The sequence below is a fragment of the Pseudoalteromonas sp. MelDa3 genome, from assembly GCF_002863625.1.
GTDB lineage: Bacteria > Pseudomonadota > Gammaproteobacteria > Enterobacterales > Alteromonadaceae > Pseudoalteromonas > Pseudoalteromonas arctica.
In genome coordinates this window covers 42,996-61,095 of the sequence record NZ_PJBR01000001.1, presented here as the reverse complement: position 1 = coordinate 61,095, position 18,100 = coordinate 42,996, and the positions used below count along the sequence as shown (strand labels likewise).

The 18,100-nt window shown below is 40.2% G+C and carries 15 protein-coding genes; 5 read left to right on the top strand and 10 right to left on the bottom strand.

Going from position 1 to position 18,100, the window contains the following annotated elements:
- Positions 1-120: 120 nt before the first annotated feature.
- Positions 121-834, top strand: coding sequence for a hypothetical protein (locus CXF89_RS00385; protein ID WP_121953476.1), 714 nt, complete (start codon positions 121-123; stop codon positions 832-834).
- Positions 835-1,111: 277 nt separating this feature from the next.
- The gene (locus CXF89_RS00380) at positions 1,112-1,393 is read left to right on the top strand and encodes a hypothetical protein (protein WP_121953475.1); all 282 of its coding nucleotides are present in this window, start codon (positions 1,112-1,114) and stop codon (positions 1,391-1,393) included.
- A gap of 125 nt (positions 1,394-1,518) precedes the next feature.
- Here CXF89_RS00380 and CXF89_RS00375 read toward each other — a convergent pair whose 3' ends face one another.
- The 10 genes from CXF89_RS00375 to CXF89_RS00330 all read right to left on the bottom strand — a co-directional run bounded on the left by CXF89_RS00375 (position 1,519) and on the right by CXF89_RS00330 (position 14,669).
- The gene (locus CXF89_RS00375; protein ID WP_121953474.1) at positions 1,519-3,408 is read right to left on the bottom strand and encodes a monovalent cation:proton antiporter-2 (CPA2) family protein; all 1,890 of its coding nucleotides are present in this window, start codon (positions 3,406-3,408) and stop codon (positions 1,519-1,521) included.
- A gap of 164 nt (positions 3,409-3,572) precedes the next feature.
- Positions 3,573-5,969 carry a PKD domain-containing protein gene (locus CXF89_RS00370; protein WP_121953473.1) on the bottom strand — a complete coding sequence of 799 codons (2,397 nt, stop codon included), beginning with the start codon at positions 5,967-5,969 and terminating at the stop codon, positions 3,573-3,575.
- Positions 5,970-6,191: 222 nt separating this feature from the next.
- Positions 6,192-7,085, bottom strand: a complete 894-nt coding sequence (locus CXF89_RS00365; RefSeq protein WP_121953472.1) for a DUF4097 family beta strand repeat-containing protein — start codon at positions 7,083-7,085, stop codon at positions 6,192-6,194.
- A 206-nt stretch (positions 7,086-7,291) separates the two neighbouring features.
- Positions 7,292-9,823, bottom strand: coding sequence for a TonB-dependent receptor plug domain-containing protein (locus CXF89_RS00360; protein ID WP_121953471.1), 2,532 nt, complete (start codon positions 9,821-9,823; stop codon positions 7,292-7,294).
- Positions 9,824-10,091: 268 nt separating this feature from the next.
- Positions 10,092-10,937, bottom strand: coding sequence for a DUF4198 domain-containing protein (locus CXF89_RS00355; protein ID WP_121953470.1), 846 nt, complete (start codon positions 10,935-10,937; stop codon positions 10,092-10,094).
- Positions 10,938-10,971: 34 nt separating this feature from the next.
- Positions 10,972-11,481 (bottom strand): DUF2271 domain-containing protein, encoded by a 510-nt coding sequence (locus tag CXF89_RS00350; RefSeq protein ID WP_121953469.1) that lies wholly within the window; start codon positions 11,479-11,481, stop codon positions 10,972-10,974.
- Positions 11,481-12,113 (bottom strand): PepSY-associated TM helix domain-containing protein, encoded by a 633-nt coding sequence (locus CXF89_RS00345; RefSeq protein WP_007580451.1) that lies wholly within the window; start codon positions 12,111-12,113, stop codon positions 11,481-11,483. The genes CXF89_RS00350 and CXF89_RS00345 overlap by 1 nt, the downstream gene beginning before the upstream one ends.
- Positions 12,114-12,237: 124 nt before the next feature.
- Positions 12,238-12,633, bottom strand: coding sequence for a YbaN family protein (locus tag CXF89_RS00340; protein WP_007580453.1), 396 nt, complete (start codon positions 12,631-12,633; stop codon positions 12,238-12,240).
- A gap of 128 nt (positions 12,634-12,761) precedes the next feature.
- A complete protein-coding gene (locus CXF89_RS00335) occupies positions 12,762-14,087 on the bottom strand; it encodes a porin family protein (RefSeq protein WP_007580455.1) in 1,326 nt (441 codons plus the stop codon).
- Positions 14,088-14,186: 99 nt separating this feature from the next.
- Positions 14,187-14,669 carry a MarR family winged helix-turn-helix transcriptional regulator gene (locus CXF89_RS00330; RefSeq protein WP_007580457.1) on the bottom strand — a complete coding sequence of 161 codons (483 nt, stop codon included), beginning with the start codon at positions 14,667-14,669 and terminating at the stop codon, positions 14,187-14,189.
- 427 nt (positions 14,670-15,096) lie between these two features.
- Here CXF89_RS00330 and CXF89_RS00325 point away from each other — a divergent pair, with 427 nt between their 5' ends.
- Genes CXF89_RS00325 through CXF89_RS00315 form a run of 3 tightly spaced genes read left to right on the top strand, consistent with a single transcriptional unit; the run spans position 15,097 to position 18,055 of the window.
- Positions 15,097-15,945 carry a D-hexose-6-phosphate mutarotase gene (locus CXF89_RS00325; RefSeq protein ID WP_007580460.1) on the top strand — a complete coding sequence of 283 codons (849 nt, stop codon included), beginning with the start codon at positions 15,097-15,099 and terminating at the stop codon, positions 15,943-15,945.
- 36 nt (positions 15,946-15,981) lie between these two features.
- On the top strand, positions 15,982-16,515 hold the full coding sequence (locus CXF89_RS00320; protein WP_121953468.1) for a PH domain-containing protein: 534 nt from the start codon (positions 15,982-15,984) through the stop codon (positions 16,513-16,515).
- A complete protein-coding gene (locus CXF89_RS00315) occupies positions 16,508-18,055 on the top strand; it encodes a PH domain-containing protein (RefSeq protein WP_121953467.1) in 1,548 nt (515 codons plus the stop codon). Before CXF89_RS00320 ends, CXF89_RS00315 begins: the two co-directional genes overlap by 8 nt.
- The last annotated feature ends 45 nt before the right edge of the window (positions 18,056-18,100 follow it).

The following is an 18,100-nucleotide window of genomic DNA, read 5'->3' as shown; positions in this document are numbered from 1 at the left end:
TTAGTTAAATATATCTAAATAAAAAACCCCGCCTACTTTGCGGGGTTTTTGTCATTAAGCTGACATTTTTAATCGTTATGTTATTGCCATAAACTTGAAATATAAATAAGAGATAGCTAAATGAAAAAAGCGTTATTAATAATTGCCACGCTTGTAAGTACAAGTAGCTTTGCCTCGCAATGTGATATTGATGCTAAGCATTTAAAAGCCGATTATAAAATTACCAACAGCCATAAAGCGCAGCAAAGTAGCGAGTCACTTACCCTTTGGCGAAACAACCAGCAAGTAGCGCATCAAAGTGAAGTAATAACCGAGCTTTGGCAGCACTTAGCCAATAATCAAATACGACCAATACGTTACTTTAATGCCCAGCAACGCGGCATTGAATACCAACCATCTGAAGTACGCGGCGTGCAAAATTGGAGTGCTAAAAGTCAGCTGGTGGATAACCACCTAATAAAAAAAATGACCTTAGTAAGCACACAAGGCACAGGCTGTGATGAAGTAAAAAACTATACACTGAGCGAAAATGGCAACGACTTTAACCTCGCCTTTTTTACGCATTCAAAATTAGTTAAAACATTTAGTATTAGTAATAAAAAAAGCCAAACAACTACCTTGCTTAGCCTTAACAATGTAAACACTGATGTGCCATTAATTACTGCTCAATTTGCACAGTGGGACCGTTTTCAAACCACCGATTACGCCGACATTGGCGATAACGAAGGCGACCCGTTTTTAGCTAAAATGATAAACCTTGGTTTTATTGAGCACAGCGCAACTGGCTTTTATAACCAGCAAGGCGAGGCTATTCAAGGCGGACATCATCACTAGGTCTTTAAATGTTGTAGTTCATAGCTAAAAATGACAGGCGGCTATGAGCTACAAGCAAACCTTCAATAAGCGAGTTAATGGAAGCCACAACCATCAAAGTCCTATCATCAAGCTACTTTTCTTTTATTTCCCAAGTAGCTAATCGTTTGCATAACATTTATTGTTGGTAAAAATTTATACTATTTGTTATAGATAGAAGTTCACACTATCGGGACGTTTTAGTGAAAATAGGAAATGTCCTTTGGTAGAGCTGTAATATGCACAAAGAGTATTAGCATTGTTCAATAAATTAATTCCAATTTCACTAATAGTTTTATTATCAGCATGTGGTGCAACTCACCCACCCCCATATCAAAAAGACAGAGCGCCTGAAGATAGAGATCAATATAGCGGTGTGGAAGGTATGACTCAGTATCAAAAAGACCAAAGTCACCTTATGAGTAAAGAATTATCTGATAAATGCAAAAAAGCTAAAATTGATCTGGTTATCGCAAAAACTAATGAAGACTCTAAAGAAATTCATAAACAAAATTCATTAATTAAGAGTACATGCGTATAACGGTTTTATTCCGAGTAGGGCAAAGTCATTCAAGAAAACTAAGTCTAACAAATCATAGACGGCTACCTCTTAGCCGCCTATTATTTGGATCTTACTTCTAACAACCCAAACTCAACTGCCTGACACTACTCCAAATGAGCATCATCAGGCTTTTTAGGTTTACTCGCTACTTCTGTTAAGCCGTCTTCGCAATCACCGCTGTCGCAGGTATTTAAATCGCTTTGTGCTTGTTTATCTTGTTGCAGCACTTGCTTTAAATCTTCCATACGTTGGCGAATTGCTACGCCGTAGCTGGCGTCGTCGCCCCATAATGCAGCAAGTTGCAGTACTGCAGCGCGGTCGTGGTCTCTAAATAGCTTACCAGCACGTTCTGCATCTTGCTTAGTGTTACCTAGTAACTCGAGTGCCTCTACCGCAAGGTTAATAGCTGAGTCGACTGTTTCGCGGTTAAACGCATCTACTTTTAAATTAAGTAACTGATATGCATGGCGGCGGTCGATTGCGCGAGCAACTATTTTAAGTTGCGGGTAATTTTTATGCGCGAGCTTAATTATCTCAATGGTTTTATCTGGGTTGTCGATTGCGATTACTAGCATTTGCGCGGTGTGCGCGCCTGCGGCTTCAAGGAGTTCTTGGCGTGCGGCATCGCCATAAAATACGGTATTGCCAAAACGGCGTAGTAATTCTATTTGGCTAGGGCTGTGATCAAGTACGGTAATTTCGTAGCCTTGTGCGTGCAGTAAGCGCCCCATAATTTGGCCAAAACGTCCGTAGCCCGCAATAATTACGTGCTTAGCGGTGCTAATTTGCTCTGGCTTATCAAACTCAGGCAGAGCACTGCTGCTGCGTTTTTGTATTTGCTCATAAACCATAAGTAGTAACGGCGCTATTAGCATTGATACCGCCACAACCAAAGTAACAAGGCTGGTTTGCTCGGGCGTTAAAATACTTAAGGTGGTGGTTACGCTTAACAGTACAAAGGCAAACTCACCCCCTTGGGCAAGCGCTAAGGCAAATAATAATTGCTGTTTGCTGTTAATTTTAAAGGTAACGGCAAGGGCAAATAAAATGCAGGCTTTAACTACAATAAGTAAAACCACTAAGCCAATAACAGTACTAAACTCGTTAAATAGCAGTTCAAAGTTAATTGATGCGCCAACAGTTATAAAAAACAACCCTAAAAGTAAGCCTTTAAAGGGTTCTATATCGGCTTCTAATTCGTGTCTAAATTCACTCTCAGCAAGTACTACGCCGGCTAAAAAAGTCCCCAAAGCAGGCGATAAACCAATACTTTGCATAACTAGCGCAATAGCGACCACTAAAAACAGTGCAAAAATAGTAAATATTTCACGCATGTGTGTTTGGGCAATGTATCTAAATAACGGCGCCGATACATATTTACCGCCGGCAATAATAGCGGCAATAACCGCAACCGATACACATACTTGTTGCCATACAGGCCAGCTCGCAATAATCGAGTCGCTGATTTCTTTTGTGCTAGTTTGCGGGGCAAATGCAAGCAGTGGTAATAGGGCTAAAATAGGAATAATGGCGATGTCTTGAAACAGCAATACCGAAAACGCGTTTTGTCCGGCTTCTTGCTTTAGCCAGCCTTTTTCTTCAAGGCTTTGCAGCACAATAGCGGTGGAGGAGAGCGCGAGCATTAAACCAATGGCGAGTGCTGTTTGCCAATGCATGGCAAAAAACCAATAACAAAACGCAAAAATAGCCGCTGCCGATAGCACGACCTGTAAGCCGCCAAGCCCTAAAATAGAGTGGCGCAATGTCCATAAACGCGAAGGTTGTAGTTCAAGACCAACTAAAAACAGCATCATTACTACGCCAAATTCAGAGAAGTGCATTACATCTGTTTGATCGCCCACAACACCCAGCGCATAAGGGCCAATGAGTATGCCGGCAATTAAATAACCTAACACTGAGCCCAGTCCGACTCGTTTTGCAATAGGGACAGCTACAATGGCTGCTGCTAAGTAAATTAAAGCAATTTCTAACACGCGTTTATCCTAATAACATCAAGGCTTTTAGAATGGCTTAGCTGCTTATAAAATACAATGGATTATATGGCTCAAAGTTGCTTATTTATCAGTAGTTATAACACTAATGGTTATAACTACTGGGCTAAGAATAGCACTTTATGTTGAAGGGCTTATTTGGGGGGCTAAATATTACAAATACTTATAATTGCTGAGCTTGGTTGGCCTGAATCAGAATGGTAAATAGTAATGTTTGAGCTGATTGTATTTTCAACGCTTGTTTCAATTACTGTTACTTCAAACTCTGCTGATGCAGGTAGGTCGACGTCTAATTCGCTATCGAGGTAAGTACTTCCGCTTTTTTGCAAAGTAAGTGGTTTGGTTTGATCAAAGCTAAATTGAAAGCTATCTGACGCTAAAAGTGTATCTACCATGTTAAAGCGTAAGTTAACGGTGTCGGGGCCTGAAAACTCAGCACACACAAATACCGAAACCTCAACAGCTTGTAAAACGGGCATGCTATTTTGGCCTATATCCACAGTAAAGTTGCTTTGCGTAATTGCTACAGAGTTATATACCCCTGTTGCGAGTCTTTCGTCTGCGGTGGTAATGGTGATTTTTTCACCTTGTGCTAAATTAACCTCTTCATCAAAAAAGCCGTTTGTGTTGGTAGTGTACTGCAGTCCATTAATTGTTAGCTGTGCATTACTTATAGCCGCTTTTTGCACATTAGTGAGTTGCCCTTTAATGCGACCGGTAAGTTGTGCGGAGTTGGTTACTGTAATTGAAAATTGCACACTTTTTGAAAATCCATCAGCATCAGTTGCGACAACGGTTAACGTGTAACTACCTGTCATATCGGCGATAAATTCGGTAATACTTTGGTTTGTATTGCTTAAACTGGTGCTCGAGCCAGAAGGCGCTGATAGTGTCCAGGCGTAATCGAGAGTGGTTCCCTCAGGGTCGTAACTTTGGCTTACATCAAATTTAACTGCATTGCCCACTACATCGTAGCGTGATTGCTCCCCCGTGAAGCTAATTACTGGCAGTGCGTTTTGTATTACATCAATTGTTAGGGTTTTTGTGTCAGAGAACAGCACGCCATCGTTAGTACGTAACGAAATAACAACTTGCCCCTCTACTGATGCGCTAAACGTTGGTTTTGACATTGTATTACTGCTAAGCATTGCTTGGCCTTGCGACGAAATGATTTCCCATTGGTAACTTAGTGGCTGGCCTTCTGGATCGTAACTAGTTGAAGCATCAAGTGAAGCTTGTTCATCAACCGTTATAGAGGTTGCATAAGTTACCAAAGTAATAGGCTTTTTATTACTACTGGCATGCAGTACTGAGGTTGCTTGGTTTGAGCTTAATTGCCTATCAGACACTGTAAGCACTACAACGTAGTCGCCTTCTTTATCGGCAACAATAGAGGGCGTTGCTGATGTGTTGTTAGTCAGTTGCGATGCACTATTTACAGGCTTGGCTTGTAACTGCCAGTTATAGCTCAGCGTATCTCCGTCTGGGTCGCTGCATTGTTGGCACTGCAAAGTGGTTGATTCGTTTAACGTAATATCACGTTCGGATTCAAGTGTTGCTATTGGGGCTTTATTACTTGTGGTAACAGTTAAAGTAACTGATGCGGTATCGCTTTCGTTTTGTTGATCGGTAACAGTGAGTGAAAGCGTGTAATCTCCAGCTGTTGACGCTGAAAACCCAGCGGTATGATTTTGCATGTTTGAAAGAGCCGGCGTGCTGCCCTGGGGTTTTGCTGTAATTGCCCAGGCATAACTAAGCGTATCGTTTTTATCGGGATCAGTACTTTGGTTACCATAAAGCGTAACAACTTCATTTGGGGCAATTGTTTTATTTTCTACGTTAATAACCGCTTGTGGCGATGAGTTAGAATTAAGCGATTCACTTTTTATGAGTACGACAGTGCTTGCTGTATCACCTTGTGAATCAGTAACGGTAAGCTCAACTTTAAATTCGCCTATTTCGTCGGCAACAAACTGGCTTTTAACTTGAGTCGCATTTTCAAGCGTTGCATTACTTGCTACAGGCTTAGTAATAAATTGCCATTTGTATTGATTAATGACGCCGCTGGTTGTGCTACTTTGCGCGCCATTTAAAAGCACAACATCACCTTGTTTAACGGTTTGTGTGCTACCTGCGTTAGCAGTTAGCTGGGTATTTGCAGTAACGGTGAATTGTTTTTGTGCCGCTGTGCTTGAAAGCTTGCCGTCACTCACGGTTAATACTAATTGGTACTCTTGTGCTTCAGATACTGAAAACTCAACGGTACTTTCATTATTAACCGTAATCGGTATTTCTATTTGTTCGTTTTTGCTGGTTAATTGCCATTGATAGGTGAGTGCATCACCATCGGGGTCGCTACTTTGTGCTGCGCTAAACACCAGGGTGGTATTTACTTTAAACTCCGATTGCTCGGTGGTAATAACCGCAACAGGCTTTGTGTTAGTGCTGAGCGGTTTAGTTACTGTTTTGGAGTCTGATCCTCCAGAGCCACAAGCTACGAGGGTGAATAAAGCAGTAATTAAAATTAATAACTTCCATTTCATAATATTAATATCCTTTTAATAAAGTTGAATACTAATATGTACCGAAATTAGCTATAAAGCAAAAAAAATAAATTAAATAAGTACTTTTTTATTATTTTAGGAAATAGTTAACGCGAAACAGTGTTGCTTTTAAATAACTTATACTTTGATAGGAGTGCTTTATGCCCAGATTGAGAGGGCATAAAGTATATTAAATGGCAGTTGAATAACGCTTAAATAAAGTTAGTCTGCTACTTTTACTGAACCAGTAATATTATCGATACTTACATCGCCCGAGCCTGACTCAGTAATAGTCAGCCCCTTTGCATGGTTAACGCGAATATCACCCGAACCGTCTTCAATTGTTACGTTTGAGCCAATATGCTCAATAAACAGGTCGCCAGAGTTATCATCAACATTAACTGCACCGCTTATATGGCTTATTACTATATCACCCGATCCATCTTCAACGTTTAGCGAACCACTTACGTTGCTCACGTGCATTTCACCCGAACCATCGTCAATAGTTGCATTGCCGCTTACGTTGTTTATATAAATACTGCCAGAGCCGTCGGTTAATTCTAAATTACCCGCTATGTTTTCAAGGTTTACTTCACCTGAGCCATCGTCAACAGTTAGGTTTTTAGCACCGCTTATAGTTAAGTCCCCCGAGCCGTCTTTTACATCAATATTGCTTTGCATAGCATTTATTAAAATGTCGCCAGAGCCATCATCAATATCTAAATTTAGATTACTTGGCACAGTAACCACTAAATTAATACTTGGAGATTGACCACTGTAAAAGCTAATGCCATTACGGCTTTTATTTTGGGCAACAAGCTTTGCCTGTTTACCGTCTTGCTCGAGCGTTAGCTCGTATTCGTCTTCAATGTCGGCTGTGTAAATAGTGGCATCAACACTAATGCTGGTGGCCGTTTTTGAGCCTTTTATTTCAAGGCTACCTGCGCCGCTTAACACATTTAAATACTCAAGATTATTGCTTGGCAGTGATAGCTGTTTAGTTTGTTTTACCGACGCAACGCTTGGCGATATATGAAATACACAGCCACTTAATAATAAAATGCCGCCAATAAGTGAAAGTGGTTTTGCAATGCTTAATTGTGTTGATGAGCTCATGTTTAGTCCTTTGGTATTTATTGTTTGTATTTATATAAACAATATAGAGCAAAAATGAGGCCGAAATGTAAGCTGTTGTTTTATATAGGGTGGTGGTTTTTTATGAAAGTTGAAATACTAATAAGTGGTTAAAATAACTAATTATTAATATAAAAGGATGCGCGATGCATCCTTTTATAATTGCTCTGCTTTTATTAGGGAACTAATTAAAAGCTGTAAGTAATATTACCGTATAAAAAACGCCCGTCTAATCCGTAAGGCGCATACGGTGTGTACGGGAATATTTGGCCAAAGTCAGAGTAACCAATGTTATCCACGGTGGCTTGTGGGTACTGATCGAACAAGTTGTTTGCACCAACGGCAAATTTCCAATATTCGTCTGGACGGTATGCCACTTCTAAGTCGGTGATCCATTTAGGGTCTAGGTATTCATCGCGATCAGCTGTAGTTGATATATCAGCGACTTCACCATAACGTGTGGCACGAAGCGTTGTTTGCCATTCGTTAAAGTTCCACACTGCTGATAGGTTCCATTTGCTATCTGGCGTGCCTTCTTCAAAGCGACCTACTTCACGACGTGCAAACACTACGTAGTCGTCACCTAGTGAGTTAAGCTGTGCTGGGTTGTCGTTTACGTGCGTTACTTCGGTATCGTTAAAGTTAGCTGCTACGTTTAAACGTAAATCACCTAAGTTGTCTAAATCTAAGTTATAAGTGGCAACTATATCTACACCTTGCGTGCGTGAGTCGATAGCGTTGGTAAAGTAACGTACGCTTTCGGTATTTAGCTCACCGGCATTTTGTAGTATTTCAACAACTGCATCGCCTTCTAAGTTTTCAGACAATACAATACGGTCATCAATATCAATACGGTATGCATCAACAGTTAAGCTAAAGCTGCCTTGAGTGTAAATAAAGCCCGCAGTAACGTTTACTGACTCTTCAGCATCTAACGGCTGTGCACCTAGCGCTTGCGCTGCTGCAGAATCGGTTGGGAATAGACCAACTTCAAATGGTTGGTTGTTTTCAAGTACGGTTGATATTTGGCGGTACGAGCTTTGCGCTAAAGATGGCGCACGGAAACCTGTGCTAATTGCACCGCGCAGCGATAGGTTTTCAGTAATGCTGTAACGCGAAGCAAGCTTAGAAGTAAATGTGTCACCAAAGTCGCTGTAATCTTCATAACGACCCGCTAAAACTACGTTCCATTTTTCTGTTAAGTAGGTATCAAACTCAACAAATAAAGCGATGTTATGACGGCTTTCGTCAGTCGCACTTTCTGGTCCAAAACCAGCAAGTACTTGCGCGCCACCGGCTGCAATTGGGTTACCATCGCTATCAAGTGCGGTGATGTAAGACGCTTCTTCGCCTTCTTCTATTTTGTAGCTTTCGTGGCGATATTCAGTACCTACGGTAAAAAATACGTCATCAGGTAAGCCTAAATCAAGCGTGGTATTGGCTGTTGCGTTTACTAAAAACTGATCGTAAACCAATGCACCGTTGTCAAATTCGGTTGGGCTGTCGGCACCTAGTGATGTATTAATGCTATTTACAACACCAAAACCAAAGTCGTTGCGGCCGTAGTTGGTACTTACATCCCATGTCCAGTCGTTAGTTTCGCCTTGTAAGCCCAATGCAAATGAGTAGTCTTGTACGTCTGTTTCAATTTGCGGTAAAAAGCCATCTGGGTACACTTCTAAAACGTTACGGCTGTCTTTTGCTCGGCGGTAAAAACCACCTGAATTACCTTCACGCTTTGAGTAGCTACCAAATGAATAAAGGTTTAAGCCGTTATCTAAATCGTAACCCATGTTGTAAAACAACGCGTAATCTTCAAGGTCTGCTTTACCAAAGCGGTGGTTGTAACGATCGATAGTAAATTCGCGTGGGTCTAGGCTGCCATCATCAAGGCGGCTGTATTGTTCGCGAGGGTCAAAACCTGAGCGCTGAGTTGAGTCGTTATCACGGTACTCAATGGATACGTTTACAAAACCGTTATCAGATAACGCAAAACCAGAGTTTGCGCTAACAGTGCGTGTTGCACCGTCGTTTACTTCTCTGTCGCCACCGGTATTAAAGGCTAAGTCGCCGTTTGCATCTGCATAGGTGCTTTCTAGTTGAGATACACCAGCCATTTGAGTGTCGTATTTACCGTACGTTACGCTTACGCTACCGCCTTCTGAGGCATCTTTAAGTACAATGTTAATTACCCCAGCAATTGCATCAGAACCGTACTGTGCGGCTGCGCCGTCACGTAGTACTTCAACACGCTTAATTGCAGAGGTTGGGATCATGTTCAAATCAACAGCTGTAGAGCCTCGGCCAACAACGCCCGCTAAGTTTAATAGCGCACCAGCGTGGCGGCGTTTACCGTTTATAAGTACTAATGTGTGATCGGGTGCTAATCCACGTAAAACAGCTGGTTTTGCATGGTCAGTACCATCACCCATAGTGGCACTTGGGTAGTTAAAGCTAGGTACTTGGTTTGCTAGTATTTGGCTTATTTCTAGCTGACCCGTACTTTGCATATCACCGCTGGTAATAATGTCTACGGGTACCGTACTTTCGGCAATACTGCGTAAGCTTCTGCGAGTACCGGTAACCGAAATTACTTCGATATTCTTTTCTGCTTGATTATCTTGCTCTGCGGCAACGGCCGTAGAGTAAGGTGTGCTAAGTGCAGTGGTAACGGCCAAGCTAAGTGCTAGTTTATTTGCAGATAAACGCTTAAAAGTCATTAATTGTTTCCCAAGAGCTGCTAGTCGAAAAGGAGCGCATCATATAGAAGCGACTACCCTAGTGCAAAGATAAAAACTATCTAAGATATTCTAAGTTGTTAACATATAAGGTCACTGTTTACGCGCGATATAGGCGTTTGGATCGTTGTAGTTGCAATCTTGTGTCGAATGGTTGCGAATTCAAGGGAATTTTAGATAAAAGTTAGTAAGACGTAAAAAGGCCAAGCAAATGCTTGGCCTTTCAATTTTTTAAATTTAGTAATTAAAATTATTCAGGGGCAACTTCAAGCGTTGTAAATAATGCATAACGTCCTGCATCTACGCCTTCTTCATTTACGGTAACCTTGTTAGAGGTTTCGATTAGGTATAGGCCTGGCTCTTTCCACGTAATTGTAAACATCCCGTCTTTATCGGTCGTTACTTTTACTTCGCCACGGTCGTTACGGTAGCGTGTGTCGCCTTTTAAAATACTTACTTCAATGCCTTCACCAGCAGATTTACCATCTTGCAGTAACTGAAAACGTGCTTGTTCACCTACAAATAAGTCGTTTGGATGCGTTGGACCGCTAAGCTCTAAGCCTAAACCTAACAGGGCAGGCTTTGAGGTGCCATTTCGGCTTACAAATGTATCTACTGTTGAAACAACCTTCGTTGTAGTTACATCTTTTGCATTGCTAGGTAACTCGGCGTCTGTTTTCTTACCAAATACACGCTTGCGCTTACCTTCTTCGTTTTTATAGAAGGTCATGTACATTGGCTTTTGGGTCATTGCAATGTGATAAGTGCCTTGCTCTGTTAAGCTTACAGCAGCTGAGCTTTTACGTTTTAAGTAATAAGCACGGATGGTTTCAGATACTGGCTCACCATTAGGCGCAAGTGCCATTAATAATGTGTCGTCGTACTCGGCGCCTTTTTCTTTAGGTTTAAAGGCTTTGTCTGGTGCAAAAATTTCGTTAGAGATACTAGCGTCAATCATTACGTAATGCGCTTTATCGCCAGATAAAGATGTATGCGAAGGTAGTAACCAACGTCCGTGTGCACTTGCTGAAGTTGACACTAAAGCAGATAAGCTCAATGCGCCGATTAATGCCGTTTTTAATAAATTAATTTTCATTGTATTTCCTTAAATTCAAATGATTAAGTAGCAGCTACTTAGTGCTTACAGTGACGAAGCTTTTAGAAAACTCGTTTTTACCATCAATTGTCAGCTTGCCTGATTTAGTTAAATCAAGCTCAACGCGGGTGTAGTCTCTGCCGCCTTCTTCGCGTACAACTTCAATATTTAATAAGTATTTACCTGGTTTTACTGGGTTACCGTCTAAATCATTACCTTGCCAATTTATGGTGTAAGTACCCGCGCGCTTTGTTGCGCCGCTAATGCCGTCAAAGTTGGCATCGCTTTTACCAGCTTTACGCCACCATTGGCGTAAGTCTTTAAACCATTCTGCTTTTTGTACCCAAAGTGCAAGCGTAGTTACGTGTTTGCGCTCTGGTGTTTCAAGCCAAACTGCAACGTACGGACGGTGGTACGGTTGTATTTCTAAGTCGGGAAGCGTTAATTCAACCTCTAGCTGTGGTGTTTGCGCATACGCTGATGTTTGAAAAAACGCAGCTACGAGCAGTAATGCGGCGCTTATAAATAATTTAAATTTAACCATTAAGACACTCCTTTTATTTGTGGAACCCAACATAAATAAATAACCAGTGGAGTTGCGACTCCTAGTAAGGTTATCCATATTCCTGCTAAGCGTTTTTTTCTATTTTGAAACAAAATAATCATGCCGGTGATGGCAAATAAAATCATTAGTACGGCAGATATATCAATCACCCAACTCCATACTTCACCGCTGTGGCGGCCTTTATGTAAGTCGCCAATGAGGCTTAAAAAGCCACCTGTTTGGTAATCAAGGTTTAACTCGCCAGTTGTAAAATCAAGCTCTGCGTAAGCAAACCCCGCAGGCAGTGGGTAGTCGAGCATGACAAGCGCGTCTTCTTTTTCCCACTCAATGCTTTTTACTTTTGTAAGTGCATATTGCTCGGCTAAGTAAGCTTCTATTTCTGGGTAAAGCGTTGGCAAGGTATTTAGCTGCTCATTTGCTTTGGTAACTAGCTCAGCTGGAATTACCGCCGTTACTTGGCCGTTATTTTTGTCGTTTTTAAGCCAATCAATATGGTTGAGCACAATGCCGCTAACGCAAAATAAAATAAGCAAAAAAAACAAAGCTGTAGAAATATAAATATGTAGAGCACGGCTTGTACTATACAAAGCCCGCTTATTAATAAACGACATAAAAACAGTAAATAAATTAAATTTACAACATGATAATGATTTGCATTAGCTATTACAAATTTACTTACTTATCTTTACATAAAAACTTTAAAACAAAGGTGGTATGCAGGTAAAAAATGAATATTTAATGCTTAGGGGGGCTGGAGGGTCTTAAAATAAGGTAAATCATTACCGATACTTCTATTACTGCAACGAGATAAATAACCCAAATAGGGGCGGCTGAATACAGTAAAAATATAAATCCAATTAACATGCCAATGGCGGCGTAGCATTTGGCTTTAACAGGCACTACTTTATGAGCTTGCCACTGCTGCAGAGTTACACCGTAACGAGGGTGGTTTAACAGCCATTGTTCAAGCGCGGGTGATGAGCGAGTAAAGCAGGTGAGCGCTAAAATAAAAAATATAGTGGTAGGCATGACCGGTAACACAATGCCAATAATACCCAAGGCTACAAGTATTAAGCCAAGCGCTTTAAACCATAAGTTTTTATAACAAATAAACACTGCTTTTATATTCACTTAGGCTCTTTTTAGGCGTGTTATGGTATCTCTAATTGTAGGCTAAATAGCTATTAATTCGAAGCTTAAAATCAATAAAAAAGGGCAAACTAAGTTTGCCCTTTTAAAAAATAAATGCGGTTAACAGTTTAGAAGTAGTAACCAATATTTATGTTGAAGCGACGTTCTGTATCACCATCACCAATAATTGTTCCGCCAATAAATGGCTGGTTACGTGCTTGAATAAAGTCGAAGTAACTAAAGAAACCACCTGCAGCAACACTCATACCCGTTACGTTCATCCATGTATCTGCACTATCGTCAGACTTGTCATAAATAATGCCGTAATCGTTGTAAAATTGAATGTCGGTAACTGGACCCCAATCAAGCGAGTAATTATAAGCAACGTTAAAGTTAGTCATAGTTGCTTCGCTAGATACAGTGTCGTAATAAGCATACGCACCAACAACAAAGCGGTCGCTGCTGTCGTCTAGGTCGTAGTCGTATTCACCGTGTTGAAATTGGATATTCCAGTTGTTAATTGTGCTATCAACATGAAATGCCCATGCACCGTAGTTACCTGCACGATCGTTACCGTCATGTAAACCACCACTTAATAATGATACACCCACATCGGTAGTTATATTTTTGCTGTGCTCAATTTGGTATGTTGCACGCCCGGCAAACGTATTGTATTCGCCTATGCGAGAGCCTGGTGCATCGTATGTACCTTCCTCTGCTGAGCGACTACCAATAATGTCGTAAGAGTAACGATGGTTAATATCTGAAGAGCCACCGTCTATACCACCTAGCTCATCATTTTTGAAAAAGCCTAGGTCTAGTTTCCAGTTATCTTTAAGTTTACGTTTTACTACTACACCTAAATCAAAATCGTCTTCTAGACCTACGTAATAATTAGTACTGAAAAAGTAGCTGTGTGAGTTGTATGGGCCATTACCAAAAGGCACGGGTGCAATACCTGCTTGTCCTTCCCAGCCATCTGCAAACTCGTAACCTAAGTAAGCATACTTAACAACGGTCATGTAATCGTAAAAACGTATTTCGCCGTTAAGTGAAATATCGTTAATCTCACCAGATACATTTATACGGAAAATATCAAAATCAAAATCGCCACCGCGATCTTGGGTATCTTCATCGTATGTGTTGGTGCTGTAATTAAAGCGTATTGCTCCACCAACTTTAATGCCTTCATCTTTTTTCTCAGGTTCAGCTGCGGCAACTTCAACTACTTTTTGATCAGATTTTTTACTGATGTTTGCAACTTGTTGTTCGTGCTGCTTATTAATTTGCTGTTGTTTTGTTTTTTCATCAGCTAACTTATTTTCAAGCAATTGCATTTGTTGCTTTAGCTGTTTAAGTTGGCTTTGTAGTGTGTCTAGATCATCAGACGCATAAGAAGTGCTTGTAACACCACCTAGGACTAGTGCTAGTGTTAATTTTGAGAGTTTAGTCATAATAGCCGCTCTGCTTGTGATTAAAAAATAAAAAATTCAAGACGTCAAAAAACGCCTTACGTTTAGAGTAAGTACAAAACTATGTATTTTTTTTATTGTTTATTCTTTAGGAGCTTGAGTAAGTGCACCAACTTCTAGAAGGGGCGATGCATCTAATTTATCTGCATCCATCATCGCGGCTACACGCTGCATTGATGAGAGTAAAAGGCTCTGTTCCCACTCAGCAAGCGCAGAAAACTTTTCAATAAAGTGTTCTTGCAGTGGCTGAGGTGCTTTATCAAGTAACTCTTTTCCTTTATCGGTGAGGTATAAGCTCACTCTGCGTTTATCCATTTGACTGCGTACGCGTGTTACTAAGTTTCTGCTTTCTATTCTGTCGAGAATATTGGTGACCGTTGCTGGGCTTAAATTTACGTTTTGAGCAATACGGCTCGCCGTTATCCCATCGGTTTTTTTAACTTCTTGCATTATAAGCAATTGTGGGCCAGTTAAACCCGAAGTTTTATTTAGCTGCTTAGAATGTAAGTCAATCGCGCGGATCACTTTACGTAAAGAAACCAATAACTCGTCATATTTTTGCATTTGCTTATCTCATCGATGGGGCGGTAGTTTGCCGTAATCGCGAAATGTTACACATCAAATAAATTGAATTCAAACAATATATTGCACATTAGGCCGCTTTTGTTGGTTTTTAATAGTTAGAGCAGTAACTAATGTAAAATTATATTGTTTAAATTATAGTAAATTTTCTTAGCATCTTGTGTGCATTAAGTTGCGCACAGTACGTATGTTGTGAATAATTGGCAAGTCTTATTGTATAGACTTTAGTATTATTCATTTACAGCTGTTAGTACAAAGTAATTGTTTGTGAGTTTACTGTATATGTATTAATCGGCAATGAACAAATTCAGCAATCAATATTTAATATCAATAGCGTATACTTTAAGCATGCATTATTGTTTCTGTACAAATATTAAAAATCTTTAGTATCAGTATTATAGGGGAAGGTATGAAATTATCGCCATCAGTTAGCATTGAGCAAAGCGAAACCGGTCTTGAGTTTATTAAAATAGCTAGCTCAAAGTGCGATGCAAAAATATTTTTGCAAGGTGGGCAAATTACCGAGTTTATCCCTAAAAATAACAAGCCACTTATATGGGTATCACAAGACGAAACTTATCAAGAAGGGGCAAGTATTCGAGGTGGTATTCCTATTTGTTGGCCGTGGTTTGGTACACACGCTAATGATGGCTGGCCTGCCCATGGTTTTGCGCGCACAAGCGTGTGGCAAGCTGATGAAGTACACGAATCTGATGAGCAAATTACAGTTAGTTTAAAGCTACCCATGAAGCTTGTTAATACGACGTATTGGCCACATCAGTCAGCATTAAAAGTTGAGTTTGTGTTAAGCGACAAATTACAGGTTCGCTTAACGACCGCTAACTTAGGGAGTGCGCCATTTAGCTTTACTCAAGCGCTACATACCTATTTTCCTACATCAGACATTACAAATACCCATGTAGATGGTTTGCAAGGCGCGCAATATATTGAGTTTAGTGAAGGGCCATTTGTACAAAATGATGTTGTAAGCTTTAATCGCGAAACCGATATGGTTTATACACAAGCAAGTACAGTGCAAACCATTAATACGCCAGAAGGTGTTATTAATGTGAGCCGCGAAAACTCAAGTTCGTGTGTACTGTGGAACCCATGGATAGAAAAATCAAAACGCTTATCTAACTTTGCTGATGATGAATATAAAACAATGCTCTGCTTAGAGGCTGCTAATGTACTGACAGATAAAGTAACGCTTGAGCCAAAACAAAGCCACACCTTAATAACCACCATTAGTTGGTAAGCTAGTCATAATTAAAAGCAGGAATAGGGACAAATAGTGTTTAACAATCAACAAATAATGGATTTACCAAAGCATAGTGATATTAGCTTTAAGCCATTGGCTGATAAAGCCTTATTACATACACAGCTTAGCTCGCTTCTGTTTTATATACCGCTAATTGGAGCGCTTATTGCTGTTTGTTATTTTAATGAAGCCTTTGCTAATAATGCACAAACGTATTTGCTAATTGGTATGCCAATTTTGGTGGCCGTATCTATGGCGTACAACATAATAAGTGTGAGGTTGCGAGGTTTTGCAGTGCGAAATCATGACATTGCTTTTAAAAAAGGCGTTATTTGGCAACAAGTGACGGTATTACCTTTAGCGCGTGTACAGCATATGGAAATACATCAAGGGCCAATAGAGCGAAAGCTTAGCCTTGCGAGTATTAAATTATTTAGCGCTGGCGGTGTAAGTGCCGATTTACAAATTAGTGGGCTAACCCATGATGATTGTAAAAATATGCGCCAATTTGTACAAAACTATCGCCAAGACGACGCAACTACTCAGGCAACTTTAGTCGATGAGTAATGCAACTATCGAAGATAAAGCGAGCCCTATTTACTGGCAAAAAGTATCGCCCTGGGCGCTTTTATACTTTGTTGTGCACTTTAGTGTGCGCTTTGTAAAAGATGGCCTTTTAAACTTACTGCCTATGCTTGTCGTGTTTGTTACTCAAGTAGAAAATAAGTTGTTTTGGGCACAGGTTGCAGGTGGGATTGCGCTAATTTCGTTGCTTATTTACTCATTTTTATATTATTTAAATTTTAAGTTTTGTATTAGTAGCGACAACGAAATATTGCTTAACAAAGGTGTATTTAAAAAAGAGCGACTTACGCTTAAATTTGGCCGTGTGCAAAACGTTAATATTGCCGAGCCATTTTACTTTACCCCCGTAAACTTAGTTAATTGTATTTTTGATGCTGCTGGCAGTGTGTCGCAAGAAGTTGTTTTACCTGGCGTCACTAAAGATTACGCACAGCAAATGCGTAAACAAATATTTGATTTTAAAGCGCAGCAACAACAAGAAGCACCAAATACTGAACAAAGCGAAACAGACACTATCGAAAACAGCCTAAGCATTAGCAATAAAGAAATAGCCAAATTTGGTTTGATGTCGAATATGGCTATTTTAGCAATCGCTGCTTTGGCCCCTTTTATAAACCTGATTGTTGATTTTTTAGAGAAGCAAATTATTACCAAAGTAGAAGGCTTTTACCAACAAGAGCTTGGTATGCTGGCAAGTGCTGCTACCTTTGCGATGATCACCTTAATTGTTTTGTTAGTTTTGGTGGCTGTAATGCTATCGGTGACTATGTCGCTTATTCGTTTTTATAACTTTGAGCTTTATTTTAAAGGTCAAAAATTTAAACGTATTGCTGGCTTGTTAGAGCGCCATCAGCTTTCTATGAGCATGGATAAAGTGCAATCTATTGTTATTAAGCAAAACTTAATGGGGCGATTACTAAAGCGATTTACCGTTGAGTGCTTGCAAGCAAGTAGCGGCGGGATAGCAGCCGGTGTTGCGGCTAAAAAAAATAAACAAACGTTAGTATTGCCTGTATTAAATAGCGAACAAGTTGATAGTGTATGCCAATGGATTTACCCGTGGTTTAATAGTAAAAAACTCGCTTTTATGCGCGCAGAGCGAGCGCTTTTGTATAAAAATTTAGGCTTTTATTCACTGTTACCCAGTGTATTAGTGTTTGGCTTTTGTTTTATTGCTGATATTAATACTTTGATTAGCCTTGGTGTTTTGGTGGTGTTTTCTGGCTTGGTAACTTTGTCGTATCAGCGTTATGGTTATTACATGCATGAGGATAATGGTCGATTTTACATGGTTGTACGCAAAGGTATGATTGGCGTTCATTACCGTGTTTTTGAGCTTTATAAAGCGCAAAGTGCACGCAGTATAAGTACGTACTTAATGAGAAAATCAGGCTTAAAAAGCCTGTATATACAACTTGCTTCAGGGTTTGCATTTATGCCCTACATAAAGCAGCAAGATGCTGACTTTATTATTGATTTTACAATTAAGCAGATTGAGTCAGATACTCGCAGCTGGATGTAAACTCCCCTAGTAAAACATGTGTAAATACACATTTGCACATGCTTT

What these genes read in the sequence shown, in the direction of transcription:
- CXF89_RS00385 (WP_121953476.1), top strand. Translation starts at nt 121, where the DNA reads ATGAAAAAAGCGTTATTAATAATTGCCACGCTTGTAAGTACAAGTAGC.
- CXF89_RS00370 (WP_121953473.1), bottom strand. Translation starts at nt 5,969, where the DNA reads ATGAAATGGAAGTTATTAATTTTAATTACTGCTTTATTCACCCTCGTA.
- CXF89_RS00365 (WP_121953472.1), bottom strand. Translation starts at nt 7,085, where the DNA reads ATGAGCTCATCAACACAATTAAGCATTGCAAAACCACTTTCACTTATT.
- CXF89_RS00360 (WP_121953471.1), bottom strand. Translation starts at nt 9,823, where the DNA reads ATGACTTTTAAGCGTTTATCTGCAAATAAACTAGCACTTAGCTTGGCC.
- CXF89_RS00355 (WP_121953470.1), bottom strand. Translation starts at nt 10,937, where the DNA reads ATGAAAATTAATTTATTAAAAACGGCATTAATCGGCGCATTGAGCTTA.
- CXF89_RS00350 (WP_121953469.1), bottom strand. Translation starts at nt 11,481, where the DNA reads ATGGTTAAATTTAAATTATTTATAAGCGCCGCATTACTGCTCGTAGCT.
- CXF89_RS00345 (WP_007580451.1), bottom strand. Translation starts at nt 12,113, where the DNA reads ATGTCGTTTATTAATAAGCGGGCTTTGTATAGTACAAGCCGTGCTCTA.
- CXF89_RS00335 (WP_007580455.1), bottom strand. Translation starts at nt 14,087, where the DNA reads ATGACTAAACTCTCAAAATTAACACTAGCACTAGTCCTAGGTGGTGTT.
- CXF89_RS00330 (WP_007580457.1), bottom strand. Translation starts at nt 14,669, where the DNA reads ATGCAAAAATATGACGAGTTATTGGTTTCTTTACGTAAAGTGATCCGC.
- CXF89_RS00325 (WP_007580460.1), top strand. Translation starts at nt 15,097, where the DNA reads ATGAAATTATCGCCATCAGTTAGCATTGAGCAAAGCGAAACCGGTCTT.
- CXF89_RS00315 (WP_121953467.1), top strand. Translation starts at nt 16,508, where the DNA reads ATGAGTAATGCAACTATCGAAGATAAAGCGAGCCCTATTTACTGGCAA.